This is a genomic window from Pedobacter psychrotolerans, from assembly GCF_004340665.1.
In the GTDB taxonomy this organism is placed as follows: domain Bacteria; phylum Bacteroidota; class Bacteroidia; order Sphingobacteriales; family Sphingobacteriaceae; genus Pedobacter; species Pedobacter psychrotolerans.
On sequence record NZ_SLWO01000004.1, the window covers coordinates 130,655 to 152,876 of the forward strand.

23 protein-coding genes are annotated in these 22,222 nt (G+C 35.3%); 10 read left to right on the top strand and 13 right to left on the bottom strand.

The genetic code is table 11. From position 1 onward, the window contains the following. Nucleotides 1-92 precede the first annotated feature (92 nt). The 4 genes from EV200_RS10980 to EV200_RS10995 form a co-directional block, all read right to left on the bottom strand. Nucleotides 93-998: a ribonuclease Z gene (locus EV200_RS10980; RefSeq protein ID WP_132533269.1), complete on the bottom strand. Its 906-nt coding sequence runs from the start codon at nt 996-998 to the stop codon at nt 93-95. A gap of 70 nt (nt 999-1,068) precedes the next feature. Next, entirely contained in the window at nt 1,069-1,446 is a 378-nt protein-coding gene (locus EV200_RS10985; protein WP_132532512.1) for an STAS domain-containing protein, read from the bottom strand. A 40-nt stretch (nt 1,447-1,486) separates the two neighbouring features. Continuing rightward, on the bottom strand, nt 1,487-2,431 hold the full coding sequence (locus EV200_RS10990; protein ID WP_132532515.1) for a phosphoribosylaminoimidazolesuccinocarboxamide synthase: 945 nt from the start codon (nt 2,429-2,431) through the stop codon (nt 1,487-1,489). Nucleotides 2,432-2,535: 104 nt separating this feature from the next. After that, nucleotides 2,536-3,495, bottom strand: coding sequence for a PhoH family protein (locus EV200_RS10995; RefSeq protein ID WP_132532518.1), 960 nt, complete (start codon nt 3,493-3,495; stop codon nt 2,536-2,538). Nucleotides 3,496-3,597: 102 nt separating this feature from the next. Here EV200_RS10995 and EV200_RS11000 point away from each other — a divergent pair, with 102 nt between their 5' ends. The 3 genes from EV200_RS11000 (at nt 3,598) to EV200_RS21770 (ending at nt 5,220) form a co-directional block, all read left to right on the top strand. Beyond that, nucleotides 3,598-4,377, top strand: coding sequence for an SAM hydrolase/SAM-dependent halogenase family protein (locus EV200_RS11000; RefSeq protein ID WP_132532521.1), 780 nt, complete (start codon nt 3,598-3,600; stop codon nt 4,375-4,377). 200 nt (nt 4,378-4,577) lie between these two features. Then, nucleotides 4,578-5,093 carry a hypothetical protein gene (locus tag EV200_RS11005; protein ID WP_132532524.1) on the top strand — a complete coding sequence of 172 codons (516 nt, stop codon included), beginning with the start codon at nt 4,578-4,580 and terminating at the stop codon, nt 5,091-5,093. Further along, a complete protein-coding gene (locus EV200_RS21770; protein ID WP_165877915.1) occupies nt 5,074-5,220 on the top strand; it encodes a hypothetical protein in 147 nt (48 codons plus the stop codon). The genes EV200_RS11005 and EV200_RS21770 overlap by 20 nt, the downstream gene beginning before the upstream one ends. Nucleotides 5,221-5,275: 55 nt before the next feature. On the opposite strand, the gene EV200_RS11010 is transcribed toward EV200_RS21770, so the two are convergent. From EV200_RS11010 to EV200_RS11045, 8 genes are all read right to left on the bottom strand, one after another. Next, a complete protein-coding gene (locus EV200_RS11010; protein ID WP_188754098.1) occupies nt 5,276-6,226 on the bottom strand; it encodes a D-2-hydroxyacid dehydrogenase in 951 nt (316 codons plus the stop codon). A 61-nt stretch (nt 6,227-6,287) separates the two neighbouring features. Further along, nucleotides 6,288-7,361 (bottom strand): 3-phosphoserine/phosphohydroxythreonine transaminase, encoded by a 1,074-nt coding sequence (gene serC, locus EV200_RS11015; protein ID WP_132532527.1) that lies wholly within the window; start codon nt 7,359-7,361, stop codon nt 6,288-6,290. Nucleotides 7,362-7,834: 473 nt separating this feature from the next. Beyond that, on the bottom strand, nt 7,835-10,255 hold the full coding sequence (locus tag EV200_RS11020) for a TonB-dependent receptor (protein ID WP_132532530.1): 2,421 nt from the start codon (nt 10,253-10,255) through the stop codon (nt 7,835-7,837). Nucleotides 10,256-10,338: 83 nt separating this feature from the next. After that, nucleotides 10,339-11,010, bottom strand: a complete 672-nt coding sequence (rpe, locus tag EV200_RS11025) for a ribulose-phosphate 3-epimerase (protein ID WP_132532533.1) — start codon at nt 11,008-11,010, stop codon at nt 10,339-10,341. 226 nt (nt 11,011-11,236) lie between these two features. Next, complete coding sequence (pnp, locus tag EV200_RS11030; protein WP_132532536.1) at nt 11,237-13,372, bottom strand: polyribonucleotide nucleotidyltransferase; 2,136 nt, start codon at nt 13,370-13,372, stop codon at nt 11,237-11,239. A 177-nt stretch (nt 13,373-13,549) separates the two neighbouring features. After that, a complete protein-coding gene (rpsO, locus tag EV200_RS11035; protein WP_131537188.1) occupies nt 13,550-13,834 on the bottom strand; it encodes a 30S ribosomal protein S15 in 285 nt (94 codons plus the stop codon). A gap of 295 nt (nt 13,835-14,129) precedes the next feature. After that, nucleotides 14,130-14,609, bottom strand: coding sequence for a hypothetical protein (locus tag EV200_RS11040; protein WP_132532539.1), 480 nt, complete (start codon nt 14,607-14,609; stop codon nt 14,130-14,132). A gap of 9 nt (nt 14,610-14,618) precedes the next feature. Further along, nucleotides 14,619-14,822 (bottom strand): hypothetical protein, encoded by a 204-nt coding sequence (locus EV200_RS11045; RefSeq protein ID WP_132532542.1) that lies wholly within the window; start codon nt 14,820-14,822, stop codon nt 14,619-14,621. 93 nt (nt 14,823-14,915) lie between these two features. Here EV200_RS11045 and EV200_RS11050 point away from each other — a divergent pair, with 93 nt between their 5' ends. The 6 genes from EV200_RS11050 (at nt 14,916) to EV200_RS11075 (ending at nt 21,076) form a co-directional block, all read left to right on the top strand. Beyond that, on the top strand, nt 14,916-15,335 hold the full coding sequence (locus EV200_RS11050; protein ID WP_132532545.1) for an acyl-CoA thioesterase: 420 nt from the start codon (nt 14,916-14,918) through the stop codon (nt 15,333-15,335). Between the two features lie 646 nt (nt 15,336-15,981). Then, on the top strand, nt 15,982-17,406 hold the full coding sequence (locus EV200_RS11055) for an MATE family efflux transporter (RefSeq protein WP_132532548.1): 1,425 nt from the start codon (nt 15,982-15,984) through the stop codon (nt 17,404-17,406). 98 nt (nt 17,407-17,504) lie between these two features. Beyond that, entirely contained in the window at nt 17,505-19,292 is a 1,788-nt protein-coding gene (lepA, locus tag EV200_RS11060) for a translation elongation factor 4 (RefSeq protein WP_132532551.1), read from the top strand. A gap of 83 nt (nt 19,293-19,375) precedes the next feature. Further along, complete coding sequence (locus EV200_RS11065; RefSeq protein WP_132532554.1) at nt 19,376-20,257, top strand: bifunctional 5,10-methylenetetrahydrofolate dehydrogenase/5,10-methenyltetrahydrofolate cyclohydrolase; 882 nt, start codon at nt 19,376-19,378, stop codon at nt 20,255-20,257. A 138-nt stretch (nt 20,258-20,395) separates the two neighbouring features. Beyond that, on the top strand, nt 20,396-20,656 hold the full coding sequence (locus EV200_RS11070; RefSeq protein WP_132532557.1) for a DUF6364 family protein: 261 nt from the start codon (nt 20,396-20,398) through the stop codon (nt 20,654-20,656). Between the two features lie 3 nt (nt 20,657-20,659). Then, complete coding sequence (locus EV200_RS11075) at nt 20,660-21,076, top strand: PIN domain-containing protein (RefSeq protein ID WP_132532560.1); 417 nt, start codon at nt 20,660-20,662, stop codon at nt 21,074-21,076. Between the two features lie 68 nt (nt 21,077-21,144). Here EV200_RS11075 and EV200_RS11080 read toward each other — a convergent pair whose 3' ends face one another. Next, nucleotides 21,145-21,480, bottom strand: coding sequence for a Rieske (2Fe-2S) protein (locus EV200_RS11080; protein ID WP_132532563.1), 336 nt, complete (start codon nt 21,478-21,480; stop codon nt 21,145-21,147). Between the two features lie 107 nt (nt 21,481-21,587). On the opposite strand from EV200_RS11080, the gene EV200_RS11085 reads away from it, so the two are divergent. Next, nucleotides 21,588-22,211: a 7-carboxy-7-deazaguanine synthase QueE gene (locus EV200_RS11085; RefSeq protein WP_132532566.1), complete on the top strand. Its 624-nt coding sequence runs from the start codon at nt 21,588-21,590 to the stop codon at nt 22,209-22,211. Nucleotides 22,212-22,222: the final 11 nt, after the last annotated feature.

Genomic DNA, 22,222 nt, shown 5'->3' on the forward strand with positions numbered 1-22,222 from the left:
AAACTTTGTAATTGAACTTACTTACCTGCTAAACTTTGCGATCTCCCGTGTCTATCTTTGTTGTTCTTTGCGGTTGAAACCCACTTAAAAATTTAAAGCTGAAAGGTTCTACCTTCCACAGCTAACTCTGTATTTTCAAAAACTGATTGAGTTTCTTCCAAAAGCATTTGAAGTGTTTTATAACGCGATGAAAAGTGACCAATGAGTAATTTCTTAACTCCATTTATTTTGGCAATTTCGCCTGCCTGTTTTGCAGTGGTATGATGTGTTTCATTCGCCCTATCTAAGAGTTCATGCATGAAAGTTGCCTCATGATATAAAGTATCACTTTCTTTAATGGTTTCAAAATAGCGTTCATCATACATCGTATCTGAACAATAAGCATATGATCTCGGTGGCTCAGCAGGAGTTGTAAAATCCTCACTTCTTAATATCTCACCATTACTCTGCTCTATATCCTTTCCTTTTTTTAAGGCTGCATAATAAGCCATTGGTATGTCTTCAGTTTTTTCTTTAATCAACTTTCGTTGTCGTGGTTTTTGCTGAAAAACAAATCCAGTGGTTGGAATACGGTGATTTAATACTACCGTTTTCACTATCAAATCCTGATTCTCAAATATTTGTTTTGATTCATCAGCCTCGATAGGAAAAAACTCAATAGGATATCTTAAATTGGTATCAGAATATTTAAACTGAATTTCTAAAATCTCTAATAATGGCGTAGGTGCAAAAATTTGCATCGGTTTGATTCTTCCATTCAGGTGGAGGCTGGAAAGTAAACCAATTAAACCAAAGTAGTGGTCGCCATGAAGATGGCTAATAAAAATATGATCAATCCGCGCTGCCTTAAGATTATACTTGGTTAGCTGCTGCTGGGTTCCTTCCCCACAATCAATCAGATAATATTTTTCATTACAATTCAAAAGTTGTGCAGATGGATTCCTATTAAATACAGGTGTCGCCGAACTACTTCCAAGAATGGTAACTTCAAATTTCATCATGGTATGATATAAAAAACCTCGTAGGTTTAGTAACTACGAGGCAGTATTTTTAGATTAAAAACCGTTATTATTTATCGCCTCTGAACTCTTTTTCCAATTCATCCATAAAGATGAAATCGGTAGCCTCTTCTATTGTATTAACAAACGTTACAGATTGAAATATGTTTGACAATTCGATAATAGGTTCAAGCTGATCATTGATACCCGTTACTATAAATAATCCACCAGCTGACTTACAAAGTCTGTCGCCAACCAACAGGCAACTTAAATCCTGGGCATCATGACATTCTTTAACATCACTTAAATCAACAATGATATTTTTAAATCCTTCAGCATTAAGCAAATACAATTCAGATTTAACTCCTGGGGCATTATCATTGGTAAACTTAGGCTCTTCTAATTTTAAGGTTACGTATTTATCGTGTTTATCTATTGAAAATTTCATTTTTATTTTGTTTTACTAATGTATAAAATTCATTCGAATTCTATAATGTTTGCAAAGCCTCTAAAACATTGGCTTCAATACGTGTTGAGATAGCATCAGCCTCAGCCTTTATAAAAGCCTCTCCAACAATCTGTTCGTAAAGCTCAATGTACCGCTCTGATATCGAAGTTACAATTTCTGGAGTCATTTCTGGTATCACCTGGCCATCTTTACCCTGAAAACCATTTTCAATTAACCATTTTCTTACAAATTCTTTAGAAAGTTGCTTTTGAGGTTCATCAGTTCTTTGGCGTTCCTCATACCCCTCTGCATAAAAATAACGGGAAGAATCAGGTGTATGAATTTCATCGATTAAATAAATTACGCCATCTGCCTTTCCAAATTCATACTTCGTATCAACCAAAATCAATCCGCTTTTTGCTGCAATTTCAGTCCCTCTTTGGTATAAATCAAAAGTATATTTTTCCAATTGTTCATAATCAGAGATGGAAACAATTCCTTTTGCTAAAATATCTTCCTTAGAAATATCCTCATCATGACCAACAGATGCTTTTGTGGTAGGCGTAATAATCGGTTGTGGCAACTTGTCATTCTCTTTTAAACCATCTGGCAATGATACGCCACAAACTGAACGCTTTCCAGCACTATACTCCCGCCAGGCGTGACCAGCTAAATAACCTCTAATTACCATTTCAACTTTAAATGGCTCGCAAATACGACCTATGGTAACCATCGGATCAGGAACATCTAAAACCCAGTTCGGTACAATATCCTGCGTAGCAGATAAAAATTTGGCAGCGATTTGATTTAAAACCTGCCCCTTAAATGGAATAGCTTCAGTTAATACGACATCAAAAGCAGAAATGCGATCTGATACCACCATAACCATAAATTTATCGGCTATGGTATACACATCACGTACTTTACCTTTGTAAAAATTGCTCTGATTAGGAAAATTAAAATGGGTTTCTTTTAGTGCTTTCATGAGGCCATAAAAATAGGAAAAAAGTTGGGAAGTCGGAAAGTCTTTGATCTATAGTCTATAGTCGATTTAGACTCAAGACTATAGACTAAAAACACAGTACTCAATTACTGAATATCACCGTAAGCTTTCAAAATGTCTTTCACCAATTTATGGCGAACCACATCTTCCCCACTTAAATAAATAATATCGATGCCTTTGATGTCTTCTAAAATACGCAAGCCATTAAACAAGCCCGACATTTGTTTTTTAGGTAAATCAATCTGCGTCACATCTCCCGTAACAATAAATTTAGCTGTTGGGCCCATACGGGTGAGGAACATCTTCAATTGCATATCCGTAGCATTCTGTGCCTCATCTAAAATCACAAAGCAATTATCTAGGGTACGGCCACGCATGAAAGCCAATGGTGCAATCTCGATCGTACGGTTTTCGATGTAGAATTTTAATTTCTCCGCAGGGATCATATCATCCAGTGCATCGTAAAGCGGGCGTAAATACGGATCAATTTTTTCCTTTAAATCTCCCGGTAAAAAACCGAGGTTCTCCCCTGCCTCTACTGCCGGACGGGTTAATATAATTCGTTTAATCTCTTTGTTTTTTAAGGCCCTAACAGCTAAGGCCACTGCCGTATATGTCTTTCCAGTTCCAGCTGGGCCGATAGCAAAAAGAATATCATTTTTAGCGATACTGCTTACCATTCTACGTTGATTTGCAGTTCTGGCTTTAACTAAAAGACCATTTGTTCCGAAAACGATCACTTCTCCACCTCCACCTGTAGGCTGTTCAACATCTTTTTTCACCACACCATTTGCTTTAGCACCCAATATAGATTCTACATCATTATTGGTAAGTGAACTGTATTTTTCAAGGTGAGCAACCAGCTGACTGAATTTATCTTCGAAGGCCTTAAGTTCTTGTTCATCACCGAGAACCTTAATCTCACTCCCTCTTGCAACCAGTTTCAACTTCGCAAAAGCACCTTTAATCATTTCGTAATTCTCATTATTTGCTCCCCAGAAGTGAGCAGGATTTACGGTATCCAGAGTTAATTTTAATTCGTTCAAACTATAGTATTTTAAAAAGTTATCGGGGTATATTAATTAAAATTTGAATATTTGCAGACGCTTAGGCCTCTACACAAGAATAAGCAATAATATTGAATTTTAATGGGTATAATTACTTTAACAACAGATTTAGGTTCGAAAGATTTTTACCAGAGTGCCCTTAAAGGTAGCCTGCTAAGTCTTATGCCTAATGTTAATTTAGTTGATATTACCCATGAAGTTCCATCATTCAACATCTCCTATGCGGCTTTCGTTTTAAAAAATGCTTATCCTTATTTCCCTAAAAACACCGTACACTTAATCGGGATTGATTCTGTATATAGCGAAAACACCAAATATATTGCCATCAAACATCGTGATCATTTTTTTGTTGGTGCAGATAATGGTATTTTTTCTTTGCTTTTTGATGATGTTCCGGAAGATGTGGTTGAGTTAAACATTATGCAGGATTTAAAATATCTTCATTTTCCTTTGGTTGATATTTTTGTTAAAGCTGCAACACATCTGGCAAAGGGCGGCAGGTTAAAAGACATTGGTTTACCTGTAGCAGAAATTGAGCAAAAGATGCTCTTGCATCCTGTTATTGAACGTGATATCATTCGTGGAAGTGTTGTTTATATTGATACTTTCTGCAACGTCATTACCAACATCACTAAAGATCTTTTCACACGGATTCAAAAAAACCGCGACTTCACTTTATACTTTAGAAAAAGTGAAACCATTACACAATTAAGCTGGCATTATAACGAAGTTCAGGAAGGCGAAAAGCTTTGTCTTTTTGGAATAAGTAATCACCTGGAAATCGCCATTAATAAAGGGAAAGCCAGCGGATTATTGGGTTTACACCTTGGTGATATTGTTAGGGTAGAGTTTCATCCTTAAAAAGGACTAAAGCAGAAAGATTAAGGATTAGAGACCAAGATGAAAGACATAAGTAAAAGGATATTATTATTTCGCTAGATCTGCTAAAACCGTCGTCATGCTGAATCATTTCAGCACCTTATTAAAGAAGACTCTGAAATAAATTTAGTGTGACGATATATCCAGCAAAAACAACTCTACTCTTTTCACGTTTATTATACATGAAAAAGTACATCTATCTCCTCTTATTATTATTTCTTCAAATTCAAGTCAACGCTCAGCAAGACACATCAACTTACGCGGCTCAACGTGTTAAGGTAAATGCTTTGCTTACTGAGCGAAGTGAAAAATTTGGCCAATACGACGAGAGTCTGAATCAACGAACTGGAATATTTGGCTGGCAAACCAAGAAAGACATTAAAAATTCTAATGAAATTCTTCGTGAGGTGGTGTTAACAGATAACAACATCTTTAAGGAATTGAAAATATTAATGGAATATAAAGATTTGCAAAACCAACAGAAAGTTGAGGTTGCGGATCATTCTCAGGAACGGATTGAGGGTTGTATGAAAACCATTAAGAAGCTTCAGGATCAAAACACGGCACTTCAAAAAGAGGCCAAGCCTGATAGTTATGGGGCTTCAACATACATTATCATCATCTTACTTTTAGTGATAATAGGCATGTTCTTCTTCTTCAATAAAAAACTTCAGCGTTATGAAAAAACAGGTGTTTAAAGTCCTGGCTAAACTCAACAAAGTAGTATTGCCAAGTTTATATAAGAAAGACCCCAATAAGTTAAATACTTTTCAGAAAGCGATATTAGGTTATCGATACTGGGTATTAACGAAAGCTTTGGATTAATAAAAATAAAAAAGCGTTACTAACTTTTTAAAAGTTAGTAACGCTAGAATTTAATTTATTTCTTAAAATGTTCAATAATTAAAGTCGCCAATTCCGTACCGATACGTTCCTGGGCTTCATTAGTTGATGCACCAATGTGCGGTGTTAAAGAAATTTTAGGATGAGTTAAAATTTCTGCAAGTGGTGTAGGCTCATTATCGAAAACATCTAAACCGGCAAAAGCAACTTTACCAGAATTTAAAGCTTCAATTAAAGCTGGTTCATCAATTGTTCCACCACGTGAGCAGTTTACAATTCCAACACCATTCTTCATTTTTGCAAATTCTTCAGCACCTAAAATCGGCTTAGCAGCGAAAGGTGTGTGTAAACTTAAGAAATCACTTCCGGCGATTACCTCATCTAAAGAAACCGTTTTAATTGGAATACTTACAGATTTTCCGCCCTGAAATTCTAAAATAATTTCAGATTCAGAAGGGTATAAATCATAAGCTAAAACATTCATCCCTAAGCCCAAGGCAACTTTAGCCGTGGCACGACCAATACGTCCAAAACCGATAATACCGATGGTTTTACCGCTTAATTCAGTTCCTTTAGCATAAGCTTTTTTAAGGTTATTAAATTGAGTAGCACCTTCAACTGGCATTTTACGGTTAGCATCTTGTAAAAATCTAATTCCGGTAAATAGATGAGAAAAAACTAACTCAGCTACTGATAATGAAGATGCAGCAGGTGTATTTACTACAGCAACTCCCTGACTACGTGCATATTCAACGTCAATATTATCCATACCAACGCCACCCCTACCAATTAATTTAATATTTGGCACGGCATCAATTAATTCTTTTCTAACTTTTGTTGCACTACGAACAGTGATGGCATCATAATTTTTTAAAGCTTCGGCTAACTGATCCTGAGGAATTGTTTCCGTATCCACCTGAAAACCTGCTTTTTCTAATAATTCTTTTCCGATAGGGTCTATTCCATCGTTTGCTAATATCTTAATCATTGTTATTTATGATTGCACAGATTACCAGGATTACACTGATAATCTGGGATTATAATTTAAATTAATTTGTTTTCGCTTGTTTCTCTTCGAAAGTTTGCATTGCATCAATTAAAGCGTGAACACTTGTAATGGGTAATGCGTTATACATTGATGCACGGAAACCGCCAACACTTCTATGGCCTTTAATTCCTACAATACCTTGATCTTCTGCAAATTTCAGAAATGGTTTTTCCAATTCCGCATTTTCCATTACGAAACAAATATTCATTTTTGAACGATCTTCAACAGCACAAGTTCCTTTGAATAAAGGGTTACGATCAATTTCTCTGTACAGCGCCTCAGCTTTTTGCTTATTTTCTTTCTCAATTTCAGCAACGCCACCTTTCGATTTTAACCAGCGAAGATTTAATAAAGCAACATAAACTGAAAATACAGGCGGTGTATTGTACATTGAACCATTATCAATATGTGATTGATAGTTTAACATTGATGGAATTTTACGATCGATTTTACCGAGAATTTCATCTTTCACAATTACAATGGTTAAACCTGCAGGTCCGATATTTTTCTGCGCACCGGCATAAATTAAATCGAATTTCGAAACGTTGATCACGCGGCTCATGATATCTGATGACATATCGCAAACGATAGGAACACTTGTTTCAGGAACATTGAAAAGCTCTGTTCCATAAATCGTATTGTTTGATGTATAATGAAAATAAGCACTATCAGCAGGGATTTCAAAATCCTTCGGAATGAAGGTATAGTTGGCATCTTTTGAAGAAGCAACAACATTTACATTTCCTACAAATTTAGCTTCCTTTAATGCTTTAGTAGCCCAAACGCCAGAATCTAAATAACTGGCAGTTTGACCATCTCCAAGTAAATTCATAGGAACCATTGCAAATTGTAAACTTGCACCGCCTTGTAAAAATAAAACGGAATAACCCGATGGCACGTTTAGTAACTCTTTTACCAATTTCTCAGCTTCAGCAACAACGGCCTCAAACTCGGTTGTTCTGTGCGAAATTTCTAAAATTGATAATCCATCGTTAAAATCTAAAACTGCCTGTGCAGCTTGTTTAAACACTTCTTGAGGTAAAATACAAGGGCCTGCGCCAAAATTATGCTTCATCTTATTATATAATGTTTTATGTGCGTAAATGTAAAATTTTTATAGGAGTTATCTTAAAAAATCGTATCCTAAAAAATTAGATATTGTTAAAATATAACAGAAAATTGATTGATTTATTGCAGTTTTTGCAATAAAATCGATTTATAAGAAAATTGTAGATTTAATAGTTTCGAAAGCTAGAACTGTGGCTTTTAGATTGCAGCAGTCCCGCCATCCGCTTCAATCTTTTTGTCAACTTCTGTCGTTCTGAGGAATGAAGAATCTGTTTCATCGGTTGCAGATACTTCGTTCCTCAGCATTTCAACATATTCAGCGTTGCTGAAACAAAAAGTATTTCCGCTCCTGTCAGGTTTAGATTACTCAAACATTGTAATTCTTGGGATGGTTTTCCGTACAAAGCTTATCATTTGGCTAAAATTCCAAATGCATGTTCATTGGTGAAAATTTGAAAGCCTGTAATCCTTTCACCTGGTTCAATTTTTCAATTTCACAATTAGTTTAAGATTAAATTGTCTGCCAGTTAAATAATTTGGAATAGCATATTGTACCTTATCAACATTGTTTAACCACAGGTAAGAAACTGTATTGTTGATATTCAGTAAATTGAAAATTTCAAAAAATAAGATCACCGAACTAAAATTTTTATCTAAGAATTTAGGCTTATGTATCGCAACATCATCTAAAAAATCTTTAGAAAAACCGATATCAACACGCTTATATGATGGAATAAAAAACTTATCCAAATATTTTGGTGTTTGTGGCGGTCCGATAGGTAATCGGGAACCATATACTGCATTTAAATGTACTTTATAGGTAGGACTGTTTAATAACCTATCCTGAAAGAAAAATGAAAAATTCAACCTTTGATCAGTAGGACGTTTTATATATCCAGGATAAATGGTTTCGCCATTTTGAAGATAATGATCACCAAAAATATCTTCTTTTGCACTCATCACCGACATCCTAAAGTAGGATATCAAATCTTTAACAAATTCACCTCCTATGCTGAAATCTGCGCCATAGGCATAACCTTTTGATACTTCATTAGCCAAATACCTGATTCTTAAATTGTCAATTTTATAAGGAATTAAACGATCTGAATATTTAAAGTATGCCTCAGAGGTAAATTTTAACCGGGTACCAAAGGCATCAAATGCATAATCATATCCAAAAGAAGTATTGTAAGAACTTTGCGCTTTTTGATTGATATTCAATTTTCCAGAGAAATCCCGAATGGTTCTGTAAGATGGTGGTTGTTTATAAACACCAGCGGTGAATCGCAAAATCTTATTATTTCCATTCGGTCTGTAAGCAAGCAACATCCTTGGACTGAGTATCAATTGCCTGCTTAAAGAATTGTAACCTGCACGTGTGCCCAATTGTAATTCTGCATAATCGGAAAGCGAATAACTATCCTGAATGTACGCACTATAATTTTTGATATCTATATCATTTTCAACGTTAACCACATTCTGTAACACAATATTTTTACTATCATTCGGCACTAAAAATCCAGTTGTATCAGTATAACTATATTCGTTCAACCGATCTGCATAATGAGAGCGATCGAACTTTAAACCCCAGGAAAAAACATGGTTATTAAAGTTTTGATCTACCTTAACCTCTGAAACAAAAATCTGTGTATTCAGGTTATTGTGACCATAATTATAATAATTACCTATTGCCCTAGCTTTATTTGTGACACCTTGATTTTCTGATGAGTTACTTTGATCAACTTTATCAAAAACATAACTTCCATTAATATCAAACTGCTCCCTTTCAATAGTATTAAAATAACTGTTTATAAATTTAACCACCAGATTTGGCTTTGGGGAATAGGTTGCAGTAACTGCTGTGCCCAGTGTTTGGTAGTCATCAATTTCCTGACCAGTATAATCTACATCCAGTCGAAGTGTTGTATTTAAAGTACCGAATGTAGTTTCTCGATTTGTCGGCTCCAGCTTAAACCGTCCAAGATTCAAGTTTCCTAAAACACTAATGTTAAACTTAGGAGAGAAATCATATTGATACATTAACTGCCCATCAGCGAAATTCGGGTTATAACTCCCCTTATCATCTTGCTTAATGAGCACGCTTGAATTATTTTTGTACCGTAAACCAACAAGCAAAAAACTACGTTTAAAAAGCCGCTTTGCAGTTAATGAAGTATTTAAAAGACTGGTACTTAAAATGGTTTGGTTACTATCTGGCTTATCATATCTAATATCCAATATAGATGATAACTTATCCCCATATTTAGCCTCAAAACCACCAGCCGAAAATTTTGCTTTACTAACCAGATCAGCATTAATAAAACTCAATCCTTCTTGCTGCCCATTACGGATTAAAACTGGCCTATTGATTTCAACATCATTAACATATATTAAATTTTCATCGAAATTACCACCTCGAACGCTATATTGTGCGCTTAACTCGTTATTTGTTGAAACGCCTGGTAAAGTTTTCAGCATCGTTTCAAAATTCCCAGACACCAGTGGCATGGACGCAACATCAGCGATATTTATTGTGGTGGTATTACTAAGCTGATTTTGCTTGTTCGTGATATTGATTTGTTCAAGCTCATTTATATTAGCGGACAAATTTACGTGTTGCGTTATCCGTGCACCAGAATGCTCATTGAACTTTAAAATCTGTGGCTGATATCCCAGTAAAGAATATTTAATACGGAATGACTTTGATTTGGAATAGATGGTGTAAACACCAAATTCATCGGTAACAGTTGATTGTGCCTGACCCAATACAATAACCGTAACCTGTGCCATGGGTAATTGCTGCTCGTTATAAACAATTCCAGAAACTCTTACCAATGGCTGTGCTACAGCTAAACTACAACCGGCAATGAATAAAAAAAAGATTAGCCGAATTTGGAGCATTCTAGTGTTAAAATAAATGTATCAGGTATTAAGATGCTATGCACCTCATCCTAGAAACAATTTAGCAATAAACATTTAACAATTTAAATATTTATAGTGCTAGCCGTCAGGCTTTTCATACTGGAAATGGTTTCAGATGGATTTTCCGTAGCGAAAATGGCATTACCAGCTACAAAAGCATTTGCGCCTGCTGATACCAATGTGGTTATATTTTGTAAACCTACACCACCATCAACCTGAATGATTAGATTTTCATTTACACCCTGAATCAATTGTTTTAAATCACTAATTTTTTTGTAGGTGTTATGAATAAATTTTTGTCCACCGAAACCCGGGTTTACTGACATGATTAACACCAAATCCAAGTCTTCAATAACATCTTGCAATAATGTAACTGGTGTGTGTGGATTTAGTGCCACTCCTGCTTTACAGCCTGAGGCTTTAATTAATTGAATGGTTCGATGTAAATGCGTACACGCTTCATAATGAATGGTAATCCGATCTGCACCTGCCTCCGCAAATTCTGAAATATATTGATCAGGATTTACAATCATTAAGTGTACATCTAATGGTTTTGTTGCATGTTTTTTTACAGCAGCCATTATTGGAAAGCCAAAGGAAATATTGGGTACAAAAACACCATCCATCACATCAACATGAAACCAATCGGCTTCACTTTGATTAATCATTTCGATATCACGCTGTAAGTTGCCAAAATCAGCTGAAAGTATGGAGGGTGCGATGATGTATTTCATTTAGTCTTATATTTTCGTCATTGCGAGGCACGAAGCAATCTTTTAAATTTTCTGCTTGAAGATTGCTTCGTGCCTCGCAATGACGATTTTTTTATACGATTCTTACTAAGAATGCAAGTTACAAAATCATTTCAAACAAAATTATATCTTAACAAAAAACCCTTCCAGTAAACTGAAAGGGTTTTTATATATCTCCGGACTCCGGACTTCCGACTCAGGAATTTTTCTACGCTTGTGGCGCAGCTGGTTTTTCTGGTCTTGGCAATAAAACTTTACGTGAAAGTTTCATTTTACCTTGCTTATCGATGTCTAATAATTTAACCTCGATTTTATCACCTTCTTTCAATACACCGTCCATAGTTTCTAAACGCTCCCATGAAATTTCGGAAATGTGTAGTAAACCATCTTTACCTGGCATCACCTCAACAAATGCTCCAAATGGCATGATTGATTTTACTTTACCTTGGTAAACTTCGCCAATTTCTGGTTTAGCTACGATGTTACGAATACGGGTAACTGCTGAATCAATAGCTGCTTTATTATCAGCAAAAATTTCTACGATTCCTTTACCATCAACTTCTTCGATAGAGATTGAAGCGCCAGTTTCACGTTGCATTTCCTGAATGATTTTTCCTCCAGGGCCGATAATAGCACCGATGAATTCTTTTTCAATTGTTAAAGAAACAATACGTGGAGCATGTGGTTTGTAATCTTCATTTGGTGAGCTGATGGTTTTCTTCATCTCATTTAAGATATGTAAGCGACCTTCTTTAGCTTGCAATAAAGCTTTAGTTAACACCTCATAAGATAAACCATTGATTTTTAAGTCCATCTGACAAGCCACAATACCATTTTCAGTACCTGTTACTTTAAAATCCATATCACCTAAGTGATCTTCATCACCTAAAATATCAGAAAGGATGGCATATTTACCAGTTTTCTCATCAGTGATTAAACCCATTGCAATACCTGAAACCGGAGATTTGATTTTGATACCAGCATCCATTAATGCTAATGTACCCGCACAAACAGTTGCCATTGATGAAGAACCGTTAGATTCTAAAATATCAGAAACGATACGGATCGTATATGGATTAGCATCACCTTGTGGTAATACTTTTTTCAATGAACGTTGCGCTAAAGCACCGTGGCCAATTTCGCGACGACCAGCGCCTCTATTTGGTCTAACTTCACCAGTTGAAAAACCAGGGAAATTATAGTGCAATAAGAATTTTTGGTAACCGTTAAAGAAAGCACCATCAATCATTTGCTCATCATCTTTGCTACCTAAAGTAACTGATGTTAACGATTGAGTTTCGCCACGAGTAAATACGGCAGAACCGTGAGCCGCTGGCAAATAACCAACTTCACTCCAGATTGGACGAATTTCAGTTGTTTTACGACCGTCTAAACGGATACCTTCATCTAATAATAAATTCCTAATGGCATCATACTGAACATCATGGTAATAATGTTTAGCCATTGCTTTAGTTAAATCTGCTGTATCTTCTGGCATTGCTGCAAAGAAATCATTAATAATTGCAGTAAAACCTTCTTTACGAACATCTTTATTTCCACCAGCTTTTGCTACAGCATAAACTTTTTCATAAGTATCTGCATAAACTTTTGCTTTTAAATCAGCATCATGATCTTCATGGCTATATTCACGTTTAACCGTTTTGCCAGTAGCTTCAGTTAATTCTTTCTGGATAGCACATTGAATTTTAATTGCATCATGTGCAAATTTCAATGCCTCAACCATTTCATCTTCCTGAATTTCGTCGCATTCACCTTCAACCATGCCGATATCATTTGCAGAACCCGCAACCATAAATTCTAATGTTGCACGCTCTAGATCACTAGCATATGGGTTGATGACTAATTTACCATCAATCTTAGCTACACGTACTTCAGAAATTGGACCGTTAAAAGGAATATCTGAAACTGATAATGCAGCTGAAGCAGCTAAACCAGCTAAACAATCAGGCAGGATATTTTTATCAGCAGAAATTAATGAAATCATCACTTGTGTATCAGAGTGATAATCAGAAGGGAACATCGGGCGTAAAGCTCTATCTACCAAACGAGAGATTAAAACCTCATAATCAGATAATCTTGCTTCACGACGTAAAAATCCGCCTGGAATGCGACCAGTAGCCGCATATTTTTCTTGATAATCAACTGATAATGGTAAGAAATCAGTTCCAGGTTTAGCACCTACAGTTGATACTACAGTTGCTAACAACATCGTATCACCCATTTTCACTACTACCGAACCATCAGCTTGTTTAGCTAATTTACCAGTTTCAATTTCAATTGTTCTGCCATCGCCCAAATCGAACGATTTTTTTATTACATTCATTTAATTAGAATTGTGGTGTGTTTTCCTCTTTCTACACACCGTTGTTTATATATGTTTCTGTTTTGAAAACGAAGATAAGATTAAAAAACCCTATCTATAATAAATCCCGTTAAAATATTTAACAGGAAAGTAAAAAAGCCATTCTTTAAAGAATGGCTTTTAATGATAAAATTACGCTTATTTTTGTTTAATGATATCACGAAGCGATAAAGCTTTAATGATAGCACGATAGCGCTCAATATCTTTTTTGTATAAGTAAGCCAAAATACCGCGGCGTTTACCTACCAATTTTTGAAGTGACAACTGGGTAGAGAAATCTTTACGATTTTTCTTTAAGTGTTCTGTTAAGTGCGCAATACGGTATGTAAATAACGCTACCTGACCTTCAGCAGAACCCGTGTTGGTTTCTACTTCGCCGTGTGTTTTAAAAATTTCGGCTTTCTTTTCTGTACTTAAATACATTCTTGAATAATATTAAAGTGTATAAAATTAATTAATAATGCCGCAAAGATAAAGTTTTTTAACTTACCAACAAAGTATGCTGAATTGTTTAATTGCCGATTTATTAAAGTGACCTTAATAAAGTCGATTTTAATAATAAAGTGCTGTTTTTTAGGTTACTGAAATCCTGCTCTTTGTACAACCTTTAACTTTATAAACCTTATAGTTATCTATTCAATTTGCAGATTTAAACTGATAAGGTTTAATAAATATTTTTCCGATAATCAGTTTAAAAACTTCTTTTTTTTTACTAAAATTAATCCTTTTTATTAATCCGCTCTAATTCTAAAACATCTAATTGGTCTTTAGGCCTATTGGTTGCACGCTTATTATCAATAAGATGATTATAATGAAGAAACCTGGCTTTTATACCATTAATTTCATCAACAGTGGCCATTTGAAAATACTCATCAAATTTTTGTTTGTCTAAACCAGGAATGTCAGTCATTAAATCAGCATACATCCCATCGTCCATCATTACCTCGCAATACCCTGCTATAATTGGAATGTTCAAAAGCATATCATATTTGCCATATCCCATTTTATCCAGTGCATAGATTAAATTCTGCCTATTTTCTTTTGTATCTTTTAGATAGATATCCAAGTCTCCTGTAGTACGATTATACCCATAACGGTTAACGGCAAAGCCACCTACAATTAAATAATATAAATCAAACTGTTGAAACGTTTCTAACAACAAAAGCATTTCTGGATTTTCTTTATCAAAAGACGACATAAATGGAAATTATATAGCTGGCTTACGAATGACCAGACCTTTACCTTGAGGAGATTTTAAAGGCTTACCCCCATTCATAGCAACTGAAATGTGATTAAGATGTAATACGCTAAAAAAACGTTGCTCTGGACTACGACTCAAATAAACACTTTCACGCTCTTCAGCAATTAACTCACGTGGAATTGAAGTATCATATAATTTAAGCTTTCCCATTTATAATCAAAAATACAAAAATTGTGATATAAAGACGTCATGATGTCAATATATCTTCGTCGTATTTAATACTTTTGTGCAAAATATCAACCATTGGAAAAGAATCAATATAGCATTTTCGAAAGCGAACTTCGCGTGCGGCCTGACGACATAGACATGTTTAATCATGTACATAATAGTAAATACCTGGATTATGTATTAGCTGCCCGTTACGAACAAATGGAAAAATTCTATGGTATGCCTTGGGAGCATTTTACTAAGCAAGGCCTGGGTTGGGTGGTGAGCCATGTAGATATTAACTTTAAACGCCCACTTTTAATGAACGATTTAATGTTGATTAGAACCGGAATATTAACCATGAATGATAAAGGTTGTGCAGTTCAGTTCGAAATTATTAATAAAAAAACAGGCAAAGTTGCATCAGATGGTATTTTTGATTACGTATTAATAGACTTAAATACTAGCCGTGGAACAAAAGTGACCGAAGAAATGATTCAAGCTTATAGTATTTAAGTTTAAGGTCTTAGTATATGAATTTCAATAAGTCGTCATTTCGAGCGCAGCCGAGAAATCTTTGAAGCTAAAACTCGCAATTTTAAAAGATTTCTCCGTTTCGCTGTGTTTCAGTCGAAAAGACGATCGTAGTTTAAACAAAATATCATGGAGATAAGATCGATTACTTAATTTGTAGTAAACAGATTAGTCGTCATTTCGAGCGCAGCCGAGAAATCTTTGAACCTAAAACTCGCAATTTTAAAAGATTTCTCCGTTTCGCTGCGTTCCAGTCGAAAAGACGATCGTGAGTTTAAACATAATATCAAGGAAATACGATCAATTACTTAATTTGTAGTAAATAGACTTAGTCGTCATTTCGGGCACAACTGAGAAATCTTTGAATCAACTTTTCAATATTTAAAAAGAGATATTCGACTATGCCCCAATCGTCAAGACCACGATCATTTTAATCAAAGAATCAAAAATCAGTATTATTTTCAAAATCATTGCCTATATTTGTTCTATCAAAAAGATCAGAGCCATGATAGTATCTGCAATCCGTTTAAGGTTCTAAGCAACCGAGGACTCCCTCCCATTTTAATTTAAGATATATATGCAGTTAACTGCATATCATTGGTATAATCATACATTTTACAATATTTATATGTCACAGTCAGTAAAGACACAGGGCAAACTATCTTCATTTTTTGATGTCCTAGTACAATCTTTAAAAGGAAATGAAGTAGATTTAACTTCAATTAGTATTAAACGAGCTATTATTTTATTAGCCATCCCCATGATGCTCGAAATGGCCATGGAATCCGTTTTTGCCTTAGTTGATTTATATTTTGTGGGTCACTTAGAAAATAGCAGCCATGCTATACAAACGGTAGGTTTAACAGAATCAGTTCTCACGATAATTTATTCATTAGCAATAGGTTTAAGTATGGCAGCCACTGCTGTTGTATCAAGAAGAATAGGTGAGAAAAATCCAGAAGCTGCATCTAAAGCCGGAATGCAAACCATTGTTATTGCAGTGGCCTTAAATATTCTGATCAGCATTGCAGGCCTAATTTATGCCAGAGACATCCTTTTACTCATGGGCGCATCAACGGAAACTGCTGATCATGGAACCGCTTTCGTTCGCATTATGATGGGTGGAAGCATTATCATTGTGCTGCTCTTTTTAATTAATGGTATTTTCAGGGGCGCAGGGAATGCAGCAATCGCCATGCGAAGTTTGTGGATTGCCAATATTGCAAACATTATCCTATGCCCTATTTTTATTAATGGCTTTGGTCCCGTACCTGCATTTGGATTAACGGGTGCGGCAATTGCCACAACAATTGGCCGTGGTTTAGGGGTAACGTATCAGATTTACAATTTATTTAACGGAAAAAATGCCTTAAAAATCCGTATAAGCTATTTTATTCCAGCGTTTGATCAAATCAAAGCAATTATAAAAATTGCTGCACCTGCCATCTTCCAGTTTGTAATTGCGAGTTGCAGCTGGGTATTTTTAGCAGAATTGGTAGCGACCACTGGCGGAGATGAAGGTTCTGCAGGTTACCAAACCGCATTGAGGTTAATGATGTTCTTTTTATTGCCGGCATGGGGCTTGAGCAATGCTGCTGCAACATTAGTTGGCCAGAACCTGGGTGCCGGACATATCGACCGGGCTGAAAAATCTGTTTTTCAAACGATGAAATACATTCTCGTTTTTATGGCAATTGTGAGCGTGATTTTTTTAACCTGCGGACATTTATTTGCTGCTTTTTTTACATCTGATGAAAAGGTAATTGAAATTGCCAGCAGGGCATTAAAGATTTTAAGCATTGGCTTTGTTATATATGGAATGGGAATGGTGTTGACAAGTGCTTTCAATGGTGCAGGCGATACCTGGACCCCCACAAAGATTAACATTTTTGCATTTTGGTTATTTCAGATTCCATTAGCCTATTTCCTGGCTAAATATTTAGAGATGGGTCCAACGGGTGTTTTCATCGCCATTCCAACAGCTGAAATTGGAATTGCCATTGCTGCCTTTATTTTATTTAAAAAAGGGAAATGGAAGAAAACGATGGTTTAGTTTATATGATTCTATTAAAAACCGAGTGAAATTGAACTGTCTTGACATAAGATTTTCAATCTCCTATTTTACATTAAAAACTATATCTTTGCGCAAAGATGAAGCATATACGTAATTTTTGCATTATTGCACATATTGACCACGGAAAGAGTACACTAGCCGATAGGTTACTAGAATATACTGAGACGATTTCGAAGCGTGAAGCGCAGGCGCAATTGCTCGATAATATGGATTTGGAGCGTGAGCGAGGCATTACCATTAAAAGTCATGCCATACAAATGAACTATAAGGTTGGAGACATTGAATACAATTTTAACCTCATTGATACACCGGGGCACGTAGATTTTTCATACGAAGTTTCGCGTTCTATCGCCGCTTGTGAAGGCGCATTGCTTATTGTTGATGCATCACAAGGAATTCAGGCCCAAACCATTTCAAATTTATACTTAGCATTAGAACACGATTTAGAAATCATTCCGATTTTAAATAAAATGGATTTGCCTGGGGCGATGCCTGAGGAAGTTAAAGACCAGATTATTGATTTAATCGGTTGTAAACGTGAGGATATTATTCCAGCGTCTGGTAAAACTGGTTTAGGTATTCCTGATATTATTCAGGCGATTGTAGACCGTGTTCCAGCTCCTGTTGGAGACCCTGAAGCACCTTTACAAGCATTAATTTTTGATTCCGTATTTAATTCATTCAGAGGAATTATCGCTTATTATAAAGTGGTAAATGGAGAAATTAAAAAGGGTGACAAAGTAAAATTCATCAATACTGGAAAACAATATTTAGCTGATGAAGTTGGAATCTTAAAACTGGATATGTCTCCTAGAAATGTAGTTAAAACCGGAGATGTGGGATACATTATTTCTGGTATTAAGGAAGCACGCGAAGTAAAAGTTGGTGATACCATCACTACTGTGGATAGACCATCTCCTGATTCAATCCAAGGTTTTGAAGAAGTAAAACCCATGGTTTTTGCTGGTATTTATCCTGTTGATACAGATGAATATGAGGAATTACGTGAGGCAATGCACAAGTTACAATTGAATGATGCATCTATCGTTTTCGAACCTGAAAGTTCAGCAGCTTTAGGCTTTGGCTTCCGTTGCGGTTTCTTGGGCATGTTGCACATGGAAATTGTACAGGAACGATTAGAGCGTGAATTCGACATGACGGTAATTACGACCGTTCCCAACGTTTCTTACATTGCACACACGACAAAAGGTGATGAATTTATCGTAAATAACCCTTCAGATTTACCAGATCCAAGTAAATTGGATTCTGTTGAAGAGCCTTTTATTAAAGCTAATATCATTACCAAGGCAGAATTTGTTGGACCGGTAATGTCGCTTTGTATCCAGAAAAGAGGAACAATTATTAATCAATCATATTTAACATCTGATAGAGTTGAGCTGGTTTTTGAAATGCCAATGGCCGAAATCGTATTCGACTTTTATGATAAGTTGAAAACAATCTCTAAAGGTTATGCATCCTTCGATTATCATCAAATAGGATACCGTAAATCAGATTTGGTGCGTTTAGATTTATTACTAAATGAAGAACCTGTTGATGCTTTATCTTCATTAATTCACCGCACTAATGCTTACGATTTTGGTAAGAAGATTTGCGAAAAATTAAGAGAGTTAATTCCCCGTCAACAATTTGAAATTAAAATACAAGCTTCGATCGGTGCAAAAGTAATTGCCCGCGAAACGCTGAGTGCCTTACGTAAAGATGTAACTGCTAAATGTTATGGTGGTGATATTTCTCGTAAGCGTAAATTATTAGAGAAACAGAAAAAAGGTAAAAAACGCATGCGCCAGGTTGGAAACGTAGAAATTCCACAATCAGCGTTTATGGCAGTTTTGAAATTGGATTAAATTAGATATGAGATGATGGATATGAGACATAAGACAGTTTGTTCGATCTCAAATCTCAAATCTCATTTCTCACATCTTTGAAAATGAAATTATTAGACGGTAAATACGTATCTGAAAAAGTAAAAATTCAGATTGCAGAGGAAGCTGCAGAATTTTTAAATAAAAGTGGTCGTAAGCCACATTTAGTAGCCATTTTAGTTGGTAATGATGGTGGCAGTGAAACTTACGTGGCCAGTAAAATGAAAAACTGCGAGAAGGTAGGTTTCAAATCCTCACTTTATCGTTATGATAATTCAGTTACGGAAGCAGAATTATTAGCTAAAATTCAAGAAATCAATCAGGATGCCGATGTTGATGGCTTAATTGTTCAATTACCTCTTCCAAAGCACATTGATCCGGAAAAGGTTACGGAAACGATCGATCACCGCAAAGATGTAGATGGATTTCATCCGGTAAATTTGGGTAGAATGATGCGTAATCTACCATGTTTTATTCCAGCTACACCGTATGGAATTATGTTAATGCTACAGGAATATAATATTGATACGACTGGCATGCACTGTGTTGTTGTGGGTAGAAGTAATATTGTGGGTAGTCCGATGAGCATCTTAATGGCTCGAAATGCCAATCCTGGTAATTGTACCGTAACACTTACACATTCACGTACTAAAGACTTAAAAGAGCAAGTTTTACAAGCGGACATCATTATCGCAGCAATTGGCAAAAAGAATTTTATCACAGCTGATATGGTTAAGCCTGGTGCAATTATTATTGATGTGGGTATTAATAGAGAAACCTCTACTGAGACAAAATCTGGCTTCAAACTTTATGGCGATGTCGACTTTGAAAATGTAGCACCAAAAGCATCTTACATTACGCCTGTTCCAGGTGGTGTTGGGTTAATGACTATTGTTGGTTTGTTAAAAAACACGTTAGCATCTGCCAGGAAAGAAATTTATTCATAAGCAAAAAGCTTATAAGTGAACCTAAAAATTCACTGTTAAAAACATTAAAGCAGCTTAATAAATTAAGTTGCTTTTTTTTACGTGTTATTTTTTTTAACTTTACGTAAAATGATTAAATTTTAAAATAAATTTTACGTTATGGATTCAAAACTAACTTTAAGCTTTAACCAGGATGTAGTTGCAAAAGCTAAAAAATACGCAGCCGAAAATAACATCAGTTTGTCGCGTTTAATTGAGCATTTATTAATTCAGGTCACAGCAAGTGATTACAAATCTCTTGAGGATTATCCCATTTCTGATTGGGTAAGCATGGTTGCTGAAGGTGAGATAGAATACAAAAAAACACCAAAATCATCACGCAAAGCATTAAAAGATGAATTTTTTTCCTCTAAAAAATAATCGATGAAGATATTTTTAGATGCAAATGTTCTTGTCTCAGTGTTGAATAAAGAATACCCATTATTTACCTATTCATCTAGAATTTTAAGCTTAGCATCACATTCAAGATTTGAAGTGTATACTTCGCCTCTTTGTTTGGCTATTGCATTTTATTTTGCTGAAAAAAAACATAAAACTTCGGCTAAACATAAAATCGATTTGCTTTGTCAGCATATTAAAATTGCCCCTAATTCTTCAAACGGTGTTTCCAAGGCATTATCAAACAGGTCAATTCATGATTTTGAAGACGGATTGGAATATTATGCGGCAGAGGCGGTTGGTTGTACCTGCATTATTACGGAAGACATTGCAGATTTTTATTTTTCAGAACTTGAAGTTTTAAATTGCCAAGCCTTTTTTAAAAGACATCTATTAAACTAATTTCATCATTTAACACAAATTATTACGCTAAAAATGCTTTGTTCATCCTCTTTTATCAATGGTTAAATTTAGCTCCACAGCTTAGTCCACCAACTTTCTTCAAAACCAATATATAACCCATCATCTCGTAAGTCGGTAGGGTAAATATGAATATAATCTCCTTGTCCTTCTACTCCTCTTCCTGTTTTTAAATTGTATTCATATCGATGAATCGGACAAACCAAGTGTCCATTTTTACACCAGCCACCTGAAAAATGACCACCGGCATGCGGACAATAAGACTGAGTTGCTACAATACGCGCTTCGGTATTGATGATACAAAGTTGTTTTCCTCCAACATGTATAGTTTTGATATCCCCTTCCATTGGGATCTGAGTTATATTTAAAGCTTTATGCCACTTCATCACCACTAATTTAAGTATTTAAATATCAGTCTTATTTCATCTTTCTATTAAATATTAAATCAAGACTAACTCGACCATATTTTTTTTGGATATTTGCATCCTCAAAAATGATACAACATATACCAGAAGACGGCACATTACTTCCTTTAATGGAAGAATTCTATACCATACAAGGCGAAGGATTTAATACAGGTAAAGCAGCATATTTTATACGCTTAGGTGGTTGCGATGTAGGTTGTCACTGGTGCGACGTTAAAGAAAGCTGGGATGCCAATATGCATCCTCTTACACCAGCAGACGTAATTGTGGCAAACGCAGATAAATTCCCTGGTAAAGCAGTTGTTATTACGGGTGGAGAACCTTTAATTTATAATCTTGATTACTTAACCAATAAGCTTAAAGAAAGAGGAATTTTAACTTTCATCGAAACATCAGGAGCTTATCCGTTATCAGGAAATTGGGATTGGATTTGTTTATCGCCTAAAAAATTTAAAGCCCCAAGACCAGACATTACGCCTTTTGCTCATGAATTAAAGGTGATTGTTTTTAATAAAAGTGATTTTAAGTGGGCTGAAGAATATGCCGCTATGGTATCTCCTACCTGCAAGTTATATTTACAGCCAGAATGGTCGAAATCAAAAGAAATTACGCCTATGATTATTGAATATGTTATGGCAAATCCAAAATGGGAAATTTCTTTACAAACGCATAAATTTTTAAATATTCCTTAAAAACAATACAT

What these genes read in the sequence shown, in the direction of transcription:
- rpe (WP_132532533.1), bottom strand. Translation starts at nt 11,010, where the DNA reads ATGAAATACATCATCGCACCCTCCATACTTTCAGCTGATTTTGGCAAC.
- EV200_RS11065 (WP_132532554.1), top strand. Translation starts at nt 19,376, where the DNA reads ATGAAATTATTAGACGGTAAATACGTATCTGAAAAAGTAAAAATTCAG.
- lepA (WP_132532551.1), top strand. Translation starts at nt 17,505, where the DNA reads ATGAAGCATATACGTAATTTTTGCATTATTGCACATATTGACCACGGA.
- EV200_RS11000 (WP_132532521.1), top strand. Translation starts at nt 3,598, where the DNA reads ATGGGTATAATTACTTTAACAACAGATTTAGGTTCGAAAGATTTTTAC.
- EV200_RS10990 (WP_132532515.1), bottom strand. Translation starts at nt 2,431, where the DNA reads ATGAAAGCACTAAAAGAAACCCATTTTAATTTTCCTAATCAGAGCAAT.
- EV200_RS11040 (WP_132532539.1), bottom strand. Translation starts at nt 14,609, where the DNA reads ATGTCGTCTTTTGATAAAGAAAATCCAGAAATGCTTTTGTTGTTAGAA.
- EV200_RS10980 (WP_132533269.1), bottom strand. Translation starts at nt 998, where the DNA reads ATGAAATTTGAAGTTACCATTCTTGGAAGTAGTTCGGCGACACCTGTA.
- rpsO (WP_131537188.1), bottom strand. Translation starts at nt 13,834, where the DNA reads ATGTATTTAAGTACAGAAAAGAAAGCCGAAATTTTTAAAACACACGGC.
- serC (WP_132532527.1), bottom strand. Translation starts at nt 7,361, where the DNA reads ATGAAGCATAATTTTGGCGCAGGCCCTTGTATTTTACCTCAAGAAGTG.
- EV200_RS11080 (WP_132532563.1), bottom strand. Translation starts at nt 21,480, where the DNA reads ATGAAGTGGCATAAAGCTTTAAATATAACTCAGATCCCAATGGAAGGG.
- EV200_RS11020 (WP_132532530.1), bottom strand. Translation starts at nt 10,255, where the DNA reads ATGCTCCAAATTCGGCTAATCTTTTTTTTATTCATTGCCGGTTGTAGT.
- EV200_RS11005 (WP_132532524.1), top strand. Translation starts at nt 4,578, where the DNA reads ATGAAAAAGTACATCTATCTCCTCTTATTATTATTTCTTCAAATTCAA.
- pnp (WP_132532536.1), bottom strand. Translation starts at nt 13,372, where the DNA reads ATGAATGTAATAAAAAAATCGTTCGATTTGGGCGATGGCAGAACAATT.
- EV200_RS11045 (WP_132532542.1), bottom strand. Translation starts at nt 14,822, where the DNA reads ATGGGAAAGCTTAAATTATATGATACTTCAATTCCACGTGAGTTAATT.
- EV200_RS11085 (WP_132532566.1), top strand. Translation starts at nt 21,588, where the DNA reads ATGATACAACATATACCAGAAGACGGCACATTACTTCCTTTAATGGAA.
- EV200_RS11070 (WP_132532557.1), top strand. Translation starts at nt 20,396, where the DNA reads ATGGATTCAAAACTAACTTTAAGCTTTAACCAGGATGTAGTTGCAAAA.
- EV200_RS11075 (WP_132532560.1), top strand. Translation starts at nt 20,660, where the DNA reads ATGAAGATATTTTTAGATGCAAATGTTCTTGTCTCAGTGTTGAATAAA.
- EV200_RS21770 (WP_165877915.1), top strand. Translation starts at nt 5,074, where the DNA reads ATGAAAAAACAGGTGTTTAAAGTCCTGGCTAAACTCAACAAAGTAGTA.
- EV200_RS10985 (WP_132532512.1), bottom strand. Translation starts at nt 1,446, where the DNA reads ATGAAATTTTCAATAGATAAACACGATAAATACGTAACCTTAAAATTA.
- EV200_RS11055 (WP_132532548.1), top strand. Translation starts at nt 15,982, where the DNA reads ATGTCACAGTCAGTAAAGACACAGGGCAAACTATCTTCATTTTTTGAT.
- EV200_RS11010 (WP_188754098.1), bottom strand. Translation starts at nt 6,226, where the DNA reads ATGATTAAGATATTAGCAAACGATGGAATAGACCCTATCGGAAAAGAA.